This window comes from Pseudomonas sp. CC11G (genome assembly GCF_056174845.1).
Map to the genome: position 1 here is coordinate 165,749 of NZ_JBWBZC010000014.1, position 15,249 is coordinate 180,997.

The following is a 15,249-nucleotide window of genomic DNA, read 5'->3' on the forward strand; positions in this document are numbered from 1 at the left end:
TCCGCCGTACCCCCTCGGGCTACGGCGGATTTTTTGTTTCTGGAAGGCTTAGAACTTGAAGCGTTTGACCAGATGGCTCAGGTCGACCGCCAGGTACGACAGCTCGCCACTGGCAATGGTGGTTTGCTGCGCGCCCACTGTGGAATGGATGGCCAGATCCCGAATATTGGTTAACCCCCGATCCACCTCATGCGCCACCTGCGCTTGCTGTTCGGCGGCAGTGGCAATCTGCAGGCTGCGCTCGTTGATTTGCCCGATGGCCTCACTGATCTGCCCCAGCGCCTGACCCGCCACCCGCGAAAGATGCTGGGTATGCAGCGCCTGCTCGCGGGTTTGCGCCATCGCCTGCAAGGCGGCGCCTGTACGCCCCTGAATACCCGACATCATCTGTTCGATATCTTGCGTGGCATCCTGGGTGCGACGGGCCAGGGCTCGGACTTCGTCGGCCACCACAGCAAAACCACGACCGGCATCGCCAGCGCGGGCCGCCTCAATGGCCGCGTTTAGCGCGAGCAGATTGGTTTGTTCAGCCACCGAGCGAATCACGGCGAGTAGCGTGCTGACATCGGTGGCTACGGTCGCCAACTGTTCCACGCTGGTGGAGGTTTCCTGAACCCGGCCCACCATTTCACCGATGGCCTCCAGGGTCTCATCCACCCGCTCACAGCCATGGGTGGCCGCGTCACTGGAGTGGCCGGCCACATTCAACGCACTGGCCGCATTGCGAGCCACTTCCTCAATTGCGGCGCTCATTTCGGTGACCGCTGTGGCAGCCATCTCCACTTCGTTAGCCTGGGTTTCGATGCCTCTGGAGGTTTCTTCGGTAATAAGGTGCATCTGTTCCGAGGTGGCGGCCAATTGCGTGGACGAGTCACTGATTTTGCCCAGCGCCTCACAGAGGTTGGCTTGCATCACAGCCAGGGCGGTGAGCAATCGCGCCAGCTCATCCTGGCCCTCGACCACGACGGCTTGGCTCAGGTCATTAGCGGCTATCCGTTCGGCAATCTGCAGAGCCTGCCGCACTGGCAGCAAGACGCTGCGGGTGTATACCCAGGCGATGGCAATGCAGAGCAGCAGCGCAAAAACATTGGCGCCGACAACCCAGATGAACAGGTGTTGGTAGGCACCCTGCGCCTGGCCGCTGGCAGCGATGTGCAACGTCGCCCCACCCAGCCCGGCCGTCACCACACAAAACAGGCCAAAACACAGCGCCGAGCGCGCGGCGAGATTAAGTCTTCGAATAATCATAAGAGGCGTCCAGTAGAGGTGCAGAACCACAACGCAGGGGCGAAAGCCGTAAGCAACGGATCGCTGGTGCGTGTTACAGGACGGAATTAAATGACGGACACAGGCAGCGGCTTAATGCGAAATCCCGCCTATAGCTGTAGGGGAATTCCACATGCTGGCGTTTAGGGAAGGTGGAGGGCGTGCCATGCCTGCGCAGAGCACACCCCACGGTCACTCAGTGCTGAGTGGTGATATCGAGGGTATCGGTGTAGGTGATGGCCACGGTCTGGCCAACTTTGAGGTTTTTCATCCGTTCTTGCAGATCAGGCTTTTCCACGGCAACCGTCTTGCTGTTGCCAGCCGGGCCGATCAAGGTGACTTCGTGTTTTTTCAGGTCGATAGCAGTGATTTTTAGCCGCACGCTGACCTGCCGAAATGCCGCGCCGCCCGGGTTCGGGTTGGCTTCGGTTGGACGGGCCACGCCGGCTTTCTCTTTGAGCGAGGTGGCTTTGTCGACATCGGTATCAAGCACTGCGACCACAGAACGGGTTACCACGGCATGCACCGTGTCACCAGCCTTGAGTTTGTCGAGGTTTTTCGCCTGTTCGGTCAGCTGAATTTGAGCTTCCTTGCCATCGGCATCCTTGAGCACCACCTGGTGCTTGGCGGCATCCACCGACACCACGGTGGCGGTCAGTTCATCGGCGATCACTTCGCCGGAAATCGGCACTTCTTCAGCATGAACAACGGAAATGGCGGCGAATAACGACGCGATGGCAGCAGCTTTGGTAAAGGCGTTCACTCGTTTCATTGCATAACTTTCCCTGTAGCGGACATGGATGTACTGGATGGTTACAGCCCTCACTCCAGACGCCAGCGGCGCAGATACCTCGAGGTCCGCTACAGCGTAGCTCGCTTGTTCGGCAGGGCAATGTGGTGGCGGCGATCGTCCATCATCAAGTCGTCACAAAACGCGTCCACCCTACAACCACGCAATGTGTGTGCGTGCTCGATGACTTGCCGACCTCGCGTTGGCATTTTTTTTGGCCCACTCAAGGCCCCGTTACAGGAGACGACGATGGAAATTGCAGTGCAAAAAGAGATGAGCGGCAGCCGCGAAACCTGGCTGGTCAAGACCGGCTCCATGGCCATCGCGTTCTCCGATCAGGGCTCGGCCATGAGCTTTGCCGACAAACTCAAAGAACGCGTGGAAGCACCGCATCCGCTGCTGGGCGAAGTGTTGTTGTCGAGCTATGCCGGCCTGGACGACGTGGTGCAGTAACCGCCAGGCGCGGCAGTGACGCACTTTTGTTGCAACCAAATCCTGTAACCGAAGGTCAGTAACGCAGCCATGAAACGGCAATATCCCCGTTTTACAGTGCAGCCTCGAATTCAGGAGTTACCCCTTGTGAGTCGCACCACTCGTCACCTGTGCAAGACCCTCGACCAGGTCGCCGCCAACAATGAAACCGCCGCCATCGCCGTGATGCGCGCCGCCGAAGCCAGCAATGATCAACTGCTCAAGCAACAGTTGCTGAACGTGATTCATCGTTTGAATGTCGACGCGACGCTGCTGCAGGCCGCGCGCCAGGAAATCGCCAGCGAAGGCCTTAAACGGGCCTGAGGGCACGGGGTAAAAACCAGGCCGATGCGCCCGCCCTACCACTCGGCAAATTATCTAAACCTTTCGCACCCCGCTCCTCTCCACTGCATAGCGACATTCCGTTCGCCCCACAGTGGAGACTGCCCATGACTACCTCCCCGCTCAAACAATTCGGCTTGGCGTGTGTGCTGAGTTTCAGTGCCTTGGCCAGCGCCGTTGCTGCCGACTCCAATGCCTTTGTCGATGACGCCGCCCAAGGCGGTATCAACGAAGTGGAAAGCGCCAAACTGGCCCTGGAAAAAAGTACCAGCACGGACGTGCGCGATTTCGCCACCCACATGCAGGCCGACCACAGCAAAGCCAACGCCGAACTCGCGGCCCTGGCGAAAAAACTCAACCTCGAGGTGCCCGACGAAGCCACGCTCGTCGCCAAGGCCAAGAAGTTGATTCTGGAAGAGCGTGATGAGTCGTTCGACAAGGCTTACGCCAACAATCAGGTTGTGGCCCATGAAAAGACCGTCGAGCTGTTCAAAAAAGAAGCGGAGTCTTCGGACAACCCCGAGCTGAAAGCCTTTGCGAAAAAAACGCTGCCTACCCTGGAACACCATCTGGAAATGGCCAAGCAACTGAAGGCTAAGCACAGCGAATAAGCCCGCCGGAGAACGTCATGACGACTGAAAAAAGCAGTAAGAAAATCGACCCCGAGTTCGGCTTCGACCCCGATTCCCCCGACTTGTCTGACCCGCAGATCGACCCGCCACACGCGCCACGCATTCCCGACGATGCCCCGGACCCACGGCCCGAACGGCGTGCACCGAGCGACGAATACCCACCTTACGAAAAACCGTAAACCGCTGTTAGGGGAGAACCTGCAATGGCCCTGCACTACGTGGCCTGCCTGGCAGATTTGCATGAAGGGCAAATGACTCAGGCAACCGTTGGCGAACGAACCCTTGTGTTGCTGCGAGTGGGCGATGCGGTACACGCCTATCAAGGCGAATGCCCCCACGCTGGCGCCCCGCTAGCCGAAGGGGCGTTGTGCAACGGCCGCTTGGTGTGTCCGTGGCACAAGGCAACTTTTCGCCTCGACGACGGCCACGTATGCGAACCGCCAGCACTGGAGGATTTGCAGCGTTACCCGGTTACCCTTCGCGATGGCCAGGTGTATGTGGACGATCAACCACAAGCCCCCCACTCGGCAGGTGGTAGCGAAACAGACAGTCGCCTGTTCGCCATCGTCGGTGCCGGCGCGGCAGGCACGGCAGCGGCTTCGGCATTGCGTGAGCATGGGTTTGCCGGCCGCGTGCTATTGATCGACCGGGAAGAGGCGCCCGGCTACGACCGTACCGTACTGAGCAAATTCGTCATCGCCGGCGAGATGCCGCCCGCGCAAATCCCCGAGCTAAAGGACGACGCGTATTACCACGCGCAGCGCATTGAACGGGTTCACGGCCAGGTCAAACGGGTGGACGCCAAGCGGCGCGAAATCGAGCTGAGCGATGGCCGCCAGTACCGCTACGACTCGGCGCTGCTGGCCACTGGCGCCGAACCGAAAACCCTCGATGTGCCCGGTGCGCAGTTGCACAACGTGCACGTTCTGCGCTCACGCGCGCATGCCGCGAATATCTTGCAAGCCACGATGCCGGGCGACCGGGCGGTGATTATTGGCGACAGTTTCATTGGTCTTGAAGCCGCCAGCTCGTTACGCAAGCGGGGCCTGAGTGTGACGGTGATCGCCCGCCATGAAGTGCCGTTCGCGAGGCAATTCGGTCTGGAGATTGGCCGCGCGATTCGCCTGCTGCATGAAAGCAACGGCGTGGTATTTCGCGTCGGCGAAGAGGCGGTCAGTTTCGAAAGCGGCCACGCGGTGGACGACCAGCAAGTGCAGGCGGTTCGTCTGGCGTGTGGTGAGCGGATTGCCGCCGACCTGGTGCTGCTGGGCGTCGGCGTAAGCCCGGCGACCGATTTGCTGCACGGGCTACGCCTGTGTGAAGACGGCGCCCTGGCCGTGGACCAACATATGCGCGCCGCTCCGGGCTTATGGGCAGCCGGCGATATCGCACGGTTTCCCCTGTCCGATGAACATCTGCGTATCGAGCACTGGCGCGTAGCGCAGCAACATGCACGGGTAGCGGCGCAAAATATGCTCGGCACCGAGGTGGCCTATGAAGGCGTGCCGTTCTTCTGGACCCAGCATTTCGGCAAGCGCTTCGACTATCTGGGGCATGCCAGCGACTGGGATGAAACGCTGATTGAAGGCGACCTGGTGAATCTGCACTTTGTCGCGTTGCTGTGCAGCAGTGGGTTGGTCGAGGGCGTGGTGGCGTGCCAGCAGGAATCCATTGCCGCCCTTCTCGCTGAGCGCCTGCGCCAACCGCTGACGGTTGACCAGGCGCTGGAGTTGATCCGCACGCATAGCGCGGGGTGATTACTCTTTGGCGATGATGCCCGTGATGGTGATGCCATAGTGTTTTAGCAACTGCATGGGCGGCTCGTTAGCGGGCTCCTGCGGGTCGCCGAACTCGCCTTTTCCAGGTTCTGTTTGGCCCAGGCCAGTACGTAATCCACGGCCTGCTCATGGGTGGGTTGGTCGGCCTGCTCGACGTCGAGGGTCGAGGTTCCTTGGTCAATGCTGTAGCTGATTACCCAATGGGTCATGGCCCTATCCTCTGCGGTTTTTATTGGTGTGTTTAGCTGCTGACTGAGCCTCGGCAGATCGGTTCAGGCGCATTTGTAACCGCAATTGCCTCGCCCGGGCAGTTCTGCAACTCCCTGCCCCCACAGCAGAAACTTGAACTTTCAACCCCGACGCTTCCTCTCAACCCCATGCATCGCACGGCGCCAGCCGTTGCCATTAAGGGAATAAGGAGAGCCAGATGCGGGAACAGGCATGGCCTGAGCGCACACCATCCACCTTCGCCATTTTGCTTGCTATCGCCGCCGGTTTGGCCCTGAGCGGCTGTGGTGAAAAAAACCCGCCGCCGCCCCATGTGCGGGTATTGGTGCAAGCGGTAAAGCCGGGCGACTTCAGCGACGAGGCCCAACTCACCGGCGACATTCAGGCACGGGTGCAAGCCCAGCAATCGTTTCGCGTGGGCGGCAAAATTATTGAGCGGCTGGTGGAGGTCGGCGACAAGGTGAAGGCCGATCAGGTGCTGGCCCGCCTTGATCCGCAGGAACAGCAAAGCAACGTCGACAATGCCCGCGCCGCCCTGCAAGCCCAGGAAGCGCAATTGCGCCTGGCCGAGGTGAGTTTCAAACGGCAACAACTGCTCCTGCCTAAGGGGTACACCAGCAAAAGCGAATTCGATCAGGCGCAAGCCCAGCTGCGTTCTAGCCAAAGCTCGCAAGCGGCTGCGCAGGCGCAGCTGGCCAATGCCCGCGACATGCTCACCTACACAGAACTCAAGGCCTCGGCCGACGGGGTGATTACCGAACGCCAGGCCGAAACCGGGCAGGTGGTGCAAGCCACGGTGCCGATCTTTACCCTGGCCCGAGCCGGAGAGCGCGACGCGGTGTTCGATGTGTACGAATCACTGTTCGACCAGGCACTGGCGGAGCAGCCAGTAACCGTGGCTCTACTGGATCGCCCCGCCATTACCGCTCAAGGCAAGGTGCGCGAAATTACCCCCACCATCGATGCCCAGAGCGGCACGGTAAAGGTCAAAGTCGAACTGCAAACGCGCCGGAAGAAATGAACTTGGGCGCTGTGGTAACCGCCACCGTGCACCCGAAAACCAGTAATCGCGTGGTGCTGCCGTGGTCGGCGCTATTTAAAAGCCAACAGCAGCCTGCGGTGTGGTTGGTGGACGATCAGCATAAAGTCAGCCTGCAACCGATCAGCGATGTGACCTATGGCAGCGGCACGGTGTTGGTCGGCAAAGGGTTGCAAGCGGGTCAACAGGTGGTGGTTGCTGGCGGCCAGTTGCTGCATCCCGGTCAACAGGTGGATATCGCCACACCGGAAAAAGCTGCGGAGCCCGAGAAAGCCAAAATCGCCGCGCCGCCCGCACAGGAGGCCAAGCCATGAACCGCTTGCACCGCCTCCCTCTCGCCTTGCTCATTGCTGCAGTCGTCAGTGGCTGCTCGGAAAAAGAACCTGAAAAGCCGGCACCTCGCCCGGTGTTGTATAGCGTGGTGAGCGTTCAGCAGCAGGCCATGGTCGGCCGGTTTGCCGGCACCATCGAAGCCCGCTACGAAACCACCGTAGGCTTTCGCACCAATGGGCGGATTGCCTCGCGTACCGTGAACGTTGGCGACAAAGTAGCCAAAGGCACCCTGCTCGCCACGCTCGACCCAAGCGACCAGGAAAACCAGCTGCGCGCCAGCGAAGGCCAGATGGCGAGCGCCAATGCGCAATGGCTGGAGGCCCAGGCCGATGCGAGCCGGCAGAGCGAATTGTTTAACCGTGGCGTCGGCGCCAAAGCCAACCTCGACAACGCGCAAACCCGCCTGAAAACCACCCGCGCCAGCCTCGACCAGACGGCCGCCGATGTGCAGCACGCCAAAGATCAGGTGGGCTATACGCGACTGGAAAGCGACATCGACGGCGTGGTCACCGCCTGGCGGGCCGAGATCGGCCAGGTGGTGGCGGCGGGCCAGGAAGTGCTGACGCTGGCCCGCCCGGACGTGCGCGAAGCGGTGTTCGACTTGCCGGATGAGCAGGTAGCGGCGCTGCCGGCCAATGCCCGGTTCAAAGTGACCTCGCAGTTGCAGGGTGAAGTTCAGGCCGACGGGCAAATTCGCGAGATGGCACCGCAGGCCGATGCCGCCACCCGCTCACGCCGAGTACGGCTGACCCTGGAACAAAGCCCGGAGGAATTGCGCTTGGGCACCACCATTAATGTCGAGCTGAGCAGCCAGGCGCCGGCGCACAGCACCCTGCCCGCCAGCGTGTTGATCGAGCCGACCGACGCCAACGCCGATCACGGGCTGGTGTGGGTGATCGACCGCAACAGCCTGGCCGTCACCCAACGCCAGGTGCAGGTGCTGGAGCGCCAGGGCGATCAGGTGGTGATTGGTGAGGGGCTCGCCGATGGCGACTGGGTAGTGCGCGCCGGCGTGAACAGTTTGAAACCGGGACAGACCGTGAAGTTGGATGCAGGAGCAGCGCAATGAGCCAGGAGGTGAACAATACCCCGGAGAAAACCGGCTTCAACCTGTCGGACTGGGCCCTGCGCCATCAGTCGTTGGTCTGGTACTTGATGGCCGTATCTCTAGTGATGGGGATCTTTTCCTACTTTGAGTTAGGCCGTGAGGAAGACCCCTCCTTCACCATCAAAACCATGGTGATTCAAACCCGCTGGCCCGGCGCGACGGTGAATGACACCCTGCAGCAAGTGACCGACCGCATCGAAAAGAAGCTGGAAGAGCTCGACTCGCTAGATTACGTAAAGAGCTACACGCGACCGGGCGAATCCACCGTATTTGTCTACCTCAAGGACACCACCGACGGCAAAGACATCCCGGATATCTGGTACCAGGTGCGTAAGAAAATCACCGATATCCAGGGCGAGTTTCCCCAAGGGCTGCAGGGCCCTTCGTTTAACGACGAATTCGGGGACGTGTTCGGCAGCATCTACGCCTTCACCGGCGACGGTCTGAGTTACCGGCAGCTGCGCGACTACGTGGAACAGGTGCGCCTGGATATCCGCAGCGTGGGCAACCTGGGCAAGGTGCAGCTGATCGGCGAGCAGAACGAAGTGCTGTACCTGAACTTCTCCACCCGCAAATTGGCGGCGTTGGGGCTGGACCAGGCGCAAGTCATGCAAAGCCTGCAGGCGCAGAACAGCGTCACGCCTTCCGGGGTGATCGAAGCCGGGCCAGAGCGGATTTCCGTGCGCACCTCCGGCGAATTCCGATCAGAAGCAGATTTGCAGGCCGTCAACTTGCGAGTGAATGGCCAGTTCTATCGCCTGGCCGATCTTGCCACCATCGAACACCGCTACCAGGACCCGCCCGAATCGCTGTTCCGCTTCAATGGTCAGCCGGCCATTGGCCTGGCAGTGGCCATGCGCGATGGCGGCAATATCCAAACCTTCGGTAAGCAATTGCACCAGCGGATGGAGGAAATCACCGCCGAGCTACCGGTGGGCGTGGGCGTGCATCAGGTGTCCAACCAGGCGGAAGTGGTGAACAAGGCGGTAGGCGGTTTCACCAGCGCGCTGTTTGAAGCAGTGGTGATCGTACTGATCGTCAGCTTTATCAGCCTGGGCGTGCGCGCCGGGCTGGTGGTGGCCTGCTCCATTCCCTTGGTGCTGGCCATGGTATTCGTGTTTATGGAATACAGCGGCATCACCATGCAGCGCATCTCGCTGGGTGCGTTGATCATCGCCCTCGGCCTGCTGGTGGACGACGCGATGATCACCGTGGAGATGATGGTGACCCGTCTTGAAGCCGGTGATACCCGGGCGCAGGCGGCGACCTTTGCCTACACATCCACCGCCTTTCCGATGCTGACCGGCACGCTGGTGACGGTGGCAGGCTTTGTACCGATTGGCCTGAACGCCAGTTCTGCCGGTGAGTACACCTTTACCCTGTTTGCGGTGATTGCCGTGGCGTTGTTGGTGTCGTGGCTGGTGGCCGTGCTGTTTGCGCCGGTGATTGCCGTGCATGTATTGCCGGAATCGTTGAGCCATAAAAAGGACAAGGAGCCCGGCCGTCTTACGCGCGGCATGGACCGCGGTTTGAAATGGGCGATGCGCCATCGCTGGCTGAGCATCGGCCTGACCGTGGCGCTGTTCGTGGTCTCGATTGTGCTGATGCAGTTCGTGCAGCAGCAGTTCTTCCCCTCCTCCGACCGCCCGGAATTGTTGGTGGACCTGAACTTGCCGCAGAACAGCAGCCTGGAAGAAACCCGTCAGGTGGTGGACCGGCTGGAAGCCACGATCAAAGACGATAAAGACATCGACCGTTGGAGCACCTACATCGGCGAAGGCGCGGCGCGTTTTTATCTGCCGCTGGACCAGCAACTGCAGAACCCCTTCTATGCCCAGTTGGTGATCGTCAGCAAAGACCTGGAAGCCCGGCAGCGGCTCGCCGCCCGGTTAAAGAGCCGGCTACGGGAAGATTTCGTCGGCATCAGTAGCCTGGTGCAGCCGCTGGAAATGGGCCCGCCGGTGGGTCGGCCCATTCAATACCGCATCAGCGGCCCGGATATCGACAAAGTGCGCGAGTACGCCATGCAGGTAGCCGGTTTGCTGGATGGCAACGCCAATATCGGCGACATGATTTACGACTGGAATGAACCCGGTCGGGTGCTGAAGATCGACGTGGCCCAGGACAAGGCGCGGCAACTGGGGCTGTCGTCGCAGGACGTCGCGCAGATGATGAATGGCGTGGTAACCGGCGCCAACGTTACCCAGGTGCGCGACAGCATCTATCTGATCAACGTGGTTGGCCGTTCCCAGGAAGGCGAACGACGGGCGCCGGAAACTCTGGAGAATTTGCAGATCACCACGCCACGCGGCACCTCGATTCCGCTACGAGCGTTCGCCACCGTGAGCTACGAGCTGGAGCAGCCACTGGTATGGCGCCGTGATCGCAAGCCCACCATCACCCTGAAAGCTAGCGTGCACGGCGAGAAACAGCCCACGGACCTGATGGCTGAGTTGCAGCCGAAGATTGATGAGTTCGCCGCCAAATTGCCGAAGTCCTACAGCATCAAGCCGGGCGGCACCGTCGAAGAAAGCGGCAAGGCCCAAGGGCCGATCGGTAAGGTCATTCCGCTGATGCTGTTCTTGATGGCGACCTTTCTGATGATTCAGCTGCAAAGTGTGAAGAAGCTGTTTCTGGTGGCCAGCGTGGCGCCGCTCGGGCTGATTGGCGTGGTCGCTGCCTTGTTGCCAACCGGAACGCCACTGGGGTTTGTCGCCATTCTGGGTGTGCTGGCGCTGATCGGCATCATCATCCGCAACTCGGTGATTCTGGTGACTCAGATCGATGAATTCCGTGAGGGAGGTTCCGAACCTTGGGATGCGGTGATCGAAGCCACGCATCACCGTACCCGTCCGATTCTGCTAACCGCCGCGGCGGCCAGCCTGGGCATGATCCCCATCGCTCGCGAAGTGTTCTGGGGGCCGATGGCCTTCGCAATGATCGGCGGGATTATCAGTGCGACGCTGCTGACCCTGCTGTTTTTGCCAGCCCTGTACGTAGCGTGCTACCGCATTAAGGAACCGTCTGAGCACGAGCCTAGGAAAATGGCCGAGCACTAGGAAACTGACCACGCCATTGATCCAAAAGGCGGAACTGATGGCCGGCGTTATCCTTCTCATTGAAGCAACGCTTGCCTATCCGCCGCTGCACCACATAAGGAAATCGGCAATGGACAGAGGCCATACGCAACCTGCAAGAAGCGCCGTGGCCCTGCTCCACCTGGGGACGCCGCCGCCGGAACATGAACAGGTGGTACAGCGTTTACTCGGGGAGAAGATCGCGGCGTTATTGAATGTGCCGTTCAGCGCCGACGCCGCGCCAGATGGTGGGCATTACTGGATTCCGAACGAGACCGTAATCGGCACAGAACTGATGCAGCAGCTGAATATTCAAGAGAGCGACGGCTTTTTTGGCGGCGCCGTGCGGTTCCCTTATATGGCCACCAAGGCCATCAGCCATCCGCTTATTGACCATCCCACTGTCGTGGCAGAAGGCTGGACTACGCACTTTCACGAGCAAGCCGCCGCTGCAGTGCTGCGCGGTTACACAGTGTTTGATTTGGCGGACGCCGAGCGTGCCGGCGTCGAGCTGTTGGCCCACGGTCCGCTGCGGGTGAAACCCGTGCGTGGCAAAGCTGGTCGCGGACAGGAATTGATCGAAGATGCCGCGCAATTGGTCGCTTGCCTGCGTAGCCAAGACGCCGCAGAAGTGGCGAATTGGGGGCTAGTACTGGAAGAACACTTGAAGGAAGTGGTGACTTTTAGTGTCGGACAGGTACACGTCGCCGGCATTGATGCCAGCTACTGCGGCACTCAGCGTTTAACTCACGATGACAGCGGCGCCGAAGTGTACGGCGGTTCGGATTTGACCCTGGTGCGCGGCGGCTATGCGCACTTAACCGCCCTGCCCCTGTCGCCTGCCATGCGCCTGGCCGTTGAACAGGCGGTGATTTATGAACAAGCGGCGTTCGACTGCCTGGGCTTGGTGGCGTCACGCCGCAATTACGACGTGGCCCAGGGGATCGACGCCTTGGGCAAGGAGCGCTCCGGCGTGCTGGAACAATCCTGGCGCATTGGTGGCGCGAGTGCGGCGGAGATTTTCGCCGTTGAAGCGTTTCACCGCGACCCGACGCTGCAGCGCTTACGTGCCAGTACCTACGAAACCTACGGCGACGACACGCCGCCAGACGCCCGGCGTCTTTATCGCGGTGCCGTACCGCCCCACGGCACCCTCAGCAAATTCGTAAAGGTCGAACCCTATGCCAGCCCATAGCAACACTGTGGATATTCACGTTGATGACGAAGTGATTGCTGGAACCTTGATGACCCCGGAACAGAAGGTGCCCGGCATCTTGTTTGTGCACGGCTGGGGCGGTAGTCAGCAGCGCGACCTGGCGCGGGCCAAGGGCATCGCCGGGTTCGGCTGTGTGTGCCTGACCTTCGACCTACGCGGCCACGAGCGCACCTCGGCCAGCAAGCAAACGGTGACGCGGGAACAAAACCTGGCTGACATCGTGGCGGCCTACGACCAACTGGCGCGCCATCCGGCGATTGATCCGGACAAAATCGCGGTGATCGGTAGCAGTTACGGCGGTTATCTTTCCGCCTTTCTTACCGATATGCGCCCAGTCCGCTGGCTCGCCCTACGGGTGCCGGCGCTGTACTGGGATGAGGAATGGAAGCTGCCTAAACAGCTTCTGGATCGTGAACGCCTGGCCCGCTACCGCCGCACCTTGTGCCTGCCGGAGCAGAACAGGGCGCTGGCCTGTTGCTCACGATTCAAAGGGGATGTGTTGCTGGTGGAGTCCGAGCACGACGACTATGTGCCCCATACCACGCTGATGAGTTACCGCGCCGCCTTCGAAAAAGCTCACTCCCTCACCCATCGCATGGTCGACGGCGCCGACCACGCACTAAGCCAGGATAGCGACCAGAAGGCGTACACCTCGATTCTGACCAGTTGGGTAAGTGAAATGATCATTGGCGCGCGAACCGCAGATTACCCGCACCACTCGGCGATCTATTCCTGAAGGGTATCAATGCACTGTCTCCGCCGGGCTAGGCAAGGAAAGCCCCTCCCGTATGGCTGCCAATGGATCAGCGAGGCGGCCGGAATACAGGCCGTTGCGATACAGCACCACGTTGCGATGGTTGTTCAGCAGATCCAAGGTGGAAAAACCGACCTGATCCAGCAGTTGAGAGTTGATCAACACGAAGTCAAAGGGTCGACCAGGAAAGTCGAGCAAGGCCACCACCTCATCCACCGTCGGCACCACGGCTACGCCGTAGCAACCCGCATGGTTTACCAGTTTTTCAACAGCAAGGCGAAGGGGTTGATCGGCGTCGGCGATCAGAATGCGCAGGTCTTTGGAAAGCATGGGCGTGTCTCAACTGGGAAAGTTGCACCAGTGTCGTCATGCCCCTAGACACGAAATATCCGACCTCCCTTACGAGCTCGTAGGAATCTACGGCTCGATGCTTTGTAAACTGCTGACCACCAACGCGAGCTCATCGACCAAGGTTTCCAACGCTGCCGCGTAGCTGCCCTCGCCTGCGTCACGTTCACACGCCAGTTGCAGGGCTTCAGCTGCCACCTGCACACGAGTGGCACCGATGTTGGCAGCGGTTCCCTTGAGGGTATGCGCCAGGCGGATCATTGCCACGCTATCCCTTGCCTCGACCTGGACGGTGAAATTTGCCTCGAAAGACTGGGCCTCGACGCGAAACATGCCCAGCATCTTGCTGTACAGCTCGAGGTTATTCATGCACACCGCCATGCCTGCTTCGACATCGATTCCCGGTAGTAACGGAACATCCTCGTGCGGCTTATCGAAGGTCTGTGGGGAGGAAGTGCTGATGGGCTGCGCTACCGGCTTTATCCATTTGCTGATGATTGCAAACATGCCGGCAACGTTCAGTGGTTTGGTGATGTAGTCATCCATGCCCGCGGCCAGCGCTTTTTCCATATCGCCTTTCATGGCGCTGGCGGTCATGGCGATTACCGGCAGCGCCTGGGTTGCGCTGTTGGCGCGGATCTCCCGCGTGGCGGTGTAGCCATCCATCACCGGCATCTGACAATCCATCAGCACGCAGCCAAAAGCCTGGTCGTCCGCGAGGATGTCCAACGCCAATTGCCCGTTGCCGGCCACCACCACCGACACGCCGGCTTGCGCCAACAACGCCACGGCCAGTTCCTGATTCATTACATTGTCTTCAACCAACAACACCCGATTTCCCGCCAGGCGCTCGCTGACGTCACGAGGCACCTCGGCCCCCCGTGCAATCGGGCTGACCAAGGCGCCTGGGCTTCCAAAAATCGTCGCGATCGCCCCCATCAGCCGGGTTGCCGTTACCGGTTTGGCTAACACCCCATCAATCGCAACCGACTGAAGCGATGCGGACGTTCTCACGGCTTCCTCGCTACCAGCGGCCGTCAGCATAAGCATTCGAGCCCGAAAGTGATGCGCTCGCTGCCGAATGAGCTCAATGCACTGCAGCCCGTCCATGATTGGCATCTGCCAGTCCATCAAAATCAAGTCATAGGGATTGCCGGTCAGCTCGGACTCATCAATGGCTATCATGGCGTCAATGCCGTTGGCCGCCCCAACCATTTGCAACCCGAGCGTGCCAGCATCGTCAGGAGAGCGTCCCTAGCGCTGGCATTGTCGTCAACCAGCAGCAGATGGCGCCGGCGTAAGTCTGCGAAGTGTCGCTGATCAATGGCAGATCAGAATGCGCCGGACAGTCGACATTAGCCTCGAAGTGAAAGGTCGAGCCCACACCGTAGTGCGACTCTACCCATACCCGGCCGCCCATCAACTCCACAAGTTGTTTGGAAATAACCAAGCCAAGGCCGCTACCACCGAAGCGGCGAGTGGTCGAGGAGTCGGCTTGGGTAAAGCTGTTGAACAGCTTGGCCTTGTGCGTCTCGGTCAAGCCAATACCAGTGTCGGTAACCCAGAAATGCAGCGTGAGGCGAGAGTCGTTCAAGCCAACTGCCTCCACTCCCACCAAAACTTGGCCTTGCTCGGTGAACTTAACCGCGTTGTTACCAAGGTTTATCAGCACCTGTGCCGTCGCAGACGATCACCCGACAGGCGCGTGGGAATGCCCGGGTGGATATCAAAAATCAGCTCCAGGTTTTTTTGACTGGCGCGAAGACCGATGGCGTTCGCGAGGTCGTCAAAAACGTCTTCTAGAAAAAACTCCGCCTGCTCGATTTCCATCTTGGCCGATTCAAGCTTGCTGAAATCGAGGATGTCA

15 protein-coding genes and 2 pseudogenes are annotated in these 15,249 nt (G+C 60.1%); 10 read left to right on the plus strand and 7 right to left on the minus strand.

Features of this window, described 5'->3' with window-relative positions; all coding sequences use genetic code 11:
* Positions 1–48: 48 nt before the first annotated feature.
* A pseudogene (locus AC0V2S_RS17820) lies at positions 49–1,146 on the minus strand (methyl-accepting chemotaxis protein); the annotation flags it as partial.
* A gap of 316 nt (positions 1,147–1,462) precedes the next feature.
* Positions 1,463–2,038 carry a hypothetical protein gene (locus tag AC0V2S_RS17825; RefSeq protein WP_475510888.1) on the minus strand — a complete coding sequence of 192 codons (576 nt, stop codon included), beginning with the start codon at positions 2,036–2,038 and terminating at the stop codon, positions 1,463–1,465.
* Positions 2,039–2,305: 267 nt separating this feature from the next.
* On the opposite strand from AC0V2S_RS17825, the gene AC0V2S_RS17830 reads away from it, so the two are divergent.
* From AC0V2S_RS17830 to AC0V2S_RS17850, 5 genes are all read left to right on the plus strand, one after another.
* Positions 2,306–2,509 (plus strand): hypothetical protein, encoded by a 204-nt coding sequence (locus AC0V2S_RS17830; protein ID WP_475510889.1) that lies wholly within the window; start codon positions 2,306–2,308, stop codon positions 2,507–2,509.
* Positions 2,510–2,635: 126 nt separating this feature from the next.
* Entirely contained in the window at positions 2,636–2,851 is a 216-nt protein-coding gene (locus tag AC0V2S_RS17835) for a hypothetical protein (RefSeq protein ID WP_475510890.1), read from the plus strand.
* Positions 2,852–2,976: 125 nt separating this feature from the next.
* The gene (locus AC0V2S_RS17840) at positions 2,977–3,480 is read left to right on the plus strand and encodes a DUF4142 domain-containing protein (RefSeq protein WP_475510891.1); all 504 of its coding nucleotides are present in this window, start codon (positions 2,977–2,979) and stop codon (positions 3,478–3,480) included.
* A 17-nt stretch (positions 3,481–3,497) separates the two neighbouring features.
* Positions 3,498–3,680, plus strand: coding sequence for a DUF6021 family protein (locus AC0V2S_RS17845; protein WP_475510892.1), 183 nt, complete (start codon positions 3,498–3,500; stop codon positions 3,678–3,680).
* Between the two features lie 24 nt (positions 3,681–3,704).
* A complete protein-coding gene (locus AC0V2S_RS17850; RefSeq protein WP_475510893.1) occupies positions 3,705–5,258 on the plus strand; it encodes an FAD-dependent oxidoreductase in 1,554 nt (517 codons plus the stop codon).
* A 44-nt stretch (positions 5,259–5,302) separates the two neighbouring features.
* Here the strand turns inward: AC0V2S_RS17850 and AC0V2S_RS17855 are convergent, their stop codons facing one another.
* Complete coding sequence (locus AC0V2S_RS17855; protein WP_475510894.1) at positions 5,303–5,488, minus strand: hypothetical protein; 186 nt, start codon at positions 5,486–5,488, stop codon at positions 5,303–5,305.
* Positions 5,489–5,706: 218 nt separating this feature from the next.
* On the opposite strand from AC0V2S_RS17855, the pseudogene AC0V2S_RS17860 reads away from it, so the two are divergent.
* From AC0V2S_RS17860 to AC0V2S_RS17880, 5 genes and pseudogenes are all read left to right on the plus strand, one after another.
* Positions 5,707–6,860: pseudogene (locus tag AC0V2S_RS17860) on the plus strand (efflux RND transporter periplasmic adaptor subunit).
* A complete protein-coding gene (locus AC0V2S_RS17865) occupies positions 6,857–7,948 on the plus strand; it encodes an efflux RND transporter periplasmic adaptor subunit (protein ID WP_475510895.1) in 1,092 nt (363 codons plus the stop codon). Before AC0V2S_RS17860 ends, AC0V2S_RS17865 begins: the two are co-directional and overlap by 4 nt.
* The gene (locus AC0V2S_RS17870; RefSeq protein ID WP_475510896.1) at positions 7,945–11,046 is read left to right on the plus strand and encodes an efflux RND transporter permease subunit; all 3,102 of its coding nucleotides are present in this window, start codon (positions 7,945–7,947) and stop codon (positions 11,044–11,046) included. The genes AC0V2S_RS17865 and AC0V2S_RS17870 overlap by 4 nt, the downstream gene beginning before the upstream one ends.
* Positions 11,047–11,155: 109 nt before the next feature.
* Positions 11,156–12,259 carry a DUF3182 family protein gene (locus AC0V2S_RS17875; RefSeq protein ID WP_475510897.1) on the plus strand — a complete coding sequence of 368 codons (1,104 nt, stop codon included), beginning with the start codon at positions 11,156–11,158 and terminating at the stop codon, positions 12,257–12,259.
* The gene (locus tag AC0V2S_RS17880; RefSeq protein ID WP_475510898.1) at positions 12,246–13,016 is read left to right on the plus strand and encodes an alpha/beta hydrolase family protein; all 771 of its coding nucleotides are present in this window, start codon (positions 12,246–12,248) and stop codon (positions 13,014–13,016) included. The genes AC0V2S_RS17875 and AC0V2S_RS17880 overlap by 14 nt, the downstream gene beginning before the upstream one ends.
* Before the next feature lie 6 nt (positions 13,017–13,022).
* Here AC0V2S_RS17880 and AC0V2S_RS17885 read toward each other — a convergent pair whose 3' ends face one another.
* The 4 genes from AC0V2S_RS17885 to AC0V2S_RS17900 form a co-directional block, all read right to left on the minus strand.
* Complete coding sequence (locus AC0V2S_RS17885; RefSeq protein WP_475510899.1) at positions 13,023–13,364, minus strand: hypothetical protein; 342 nt, start codon at positions 13,362–13,364, stop codon at positions 13,023–13,025.
* Positions 13,365–13,451: 87 nt separating this feature from the next.
* Positions 13,452–14,567: a response regulator gene (locus tag AC0V2S_RS17890; RefSeq protein ID WP_475510900.1), complete on the minus strand. Its 1,116-nt coding sequence runs from the start codon at positions 14,565–14,567 to the stop codon at positions 13,452–13,454.
* 55 nt (positions 14,568–14,622) lie between these two features.
* Complete coding sequence (locus AC0V2S_RS17895; RefSeq protein WP_475510901.1) at positions 14,623–15,054, minus strand: ATP-binding protein; 432 nt, start codon at positions 15,052–15,054, stop codon at positions 14,623–14,625.
* The gene (locus AC0V2S_RS17900) at positions 15,048–15,212 is read right to left on the minus strand and encodes a hypothetical protein (RefSeq protein ID WP_475510902.1); all 165 of its coding nucleotides are present in this window, start codon (positions 15,210–15,212) and stop codon (positions 15,048–15,050) included. Before AC0V2S_RS17900 ends, AC0V2S_RS17895 begins: the two co-directional genes overlap by 7 nt.
* Positions 15,213–15,249: the final 37 nt, after the last annotated feature.

Excerpts from the sequence above, each read along its gene's own strand:
- AC0V2S_RS17825 (WP_475510888.1), bottom strand. The coding sequence starts at position 2,038 with ATGAAACGAGTGAACGCCTTTACCAAAGCTGCTGCCATCGCGTCGTTA.
- AC0V2S_RS17830 (WP_475510889.1), top strand. The coding sequence starts at position 2,306 with ATGGAAATTGCAGTGCAAAAAGAGATGAGCGGCAGCCGCGAAACCTGG.
- AC0V2S_RS17840 (WP_475510891.1), top strand. The coding sequence starts at position 2,977 with ATGACTACCTCCCCGCTCAAACAATTCGGCTTGGCGTGTGTGCTGAGT.
- AC0V2S_RS17845 (WP_475510892.1), top strand. The coding sequence starts at position 3,498 with ATGACGACTGAAAAAAGCAGTAAGAAAATCGACCCCGAGTTCGGCTTC.
- AC0V2S_RS17850 (WP_475510893.1), top strand. The coding sequence starts at position 3,705 with ATGGCCCTGCACTACGTGGCCTGCCTGGCAGATTTGCATGAAGGGCAA.
- AC0V2S_RS17855 (WP_475510894.1), bottom strand. The coding sequence starts at position 5,488 with ATGACCCATTGGGTAATCAGCTACAGCATTGACCAAGGAACCTCGACC.
- AC0V2S_RS17865 (WP_475510895.1), top strand. The coding sequence starts at position 6,857 with ATGAACCGCTTGCACCGCCTCCCTCTCGCCTTGCTCATTGCTGCAGTC.
- AC0V2S_RS17870 (WP_475510896.1), top strand. The coding sequence starts at position 7,945 with ATGAGCCAGGAGGTGAACAATACCCCGGAGAAAACCGGCTTCAACCTG.
- AC0V2S_RS17875 (WP_475510897.1), top strand. The coding sequence starts at position 11,156 with ATGGACAGAGGCCATACGCAACCTGCAAGAAGCGCCGTGGCCCTGCTC.
- AC0V2S_RS17880 (WP_475510898.1), top strand. The coding sequence starts at position 12,246 with ATGCCAGCCCATAGCAACACTGTGGATATTCACGTTGATGACGAAGTG.
- AC0V2S_RS17885 (WP_475510899.1), bottom strand. The coding sequence starts at position 13,364 with ATGCTTTCCAAAGACCTGCGCATTCTGATCGCCGACGCCGATCAACCC.
- AC0V2S_RS17890 (WP_475510900.1), bottom strand. The coding sequence starts at position 14,567 with ATGATAGCCATTGATGAGTCCGAGCTGACCGGCAATCCCTATGACTTG.
- AC0V2S_RS17900 (WP_475510902.1), bottom strand. The coding sequence starts at position 15,212 with ATGGAAATCGAGCAGGCGGAGTTTTTTCTAGAAGACGTTTTTGACGAC.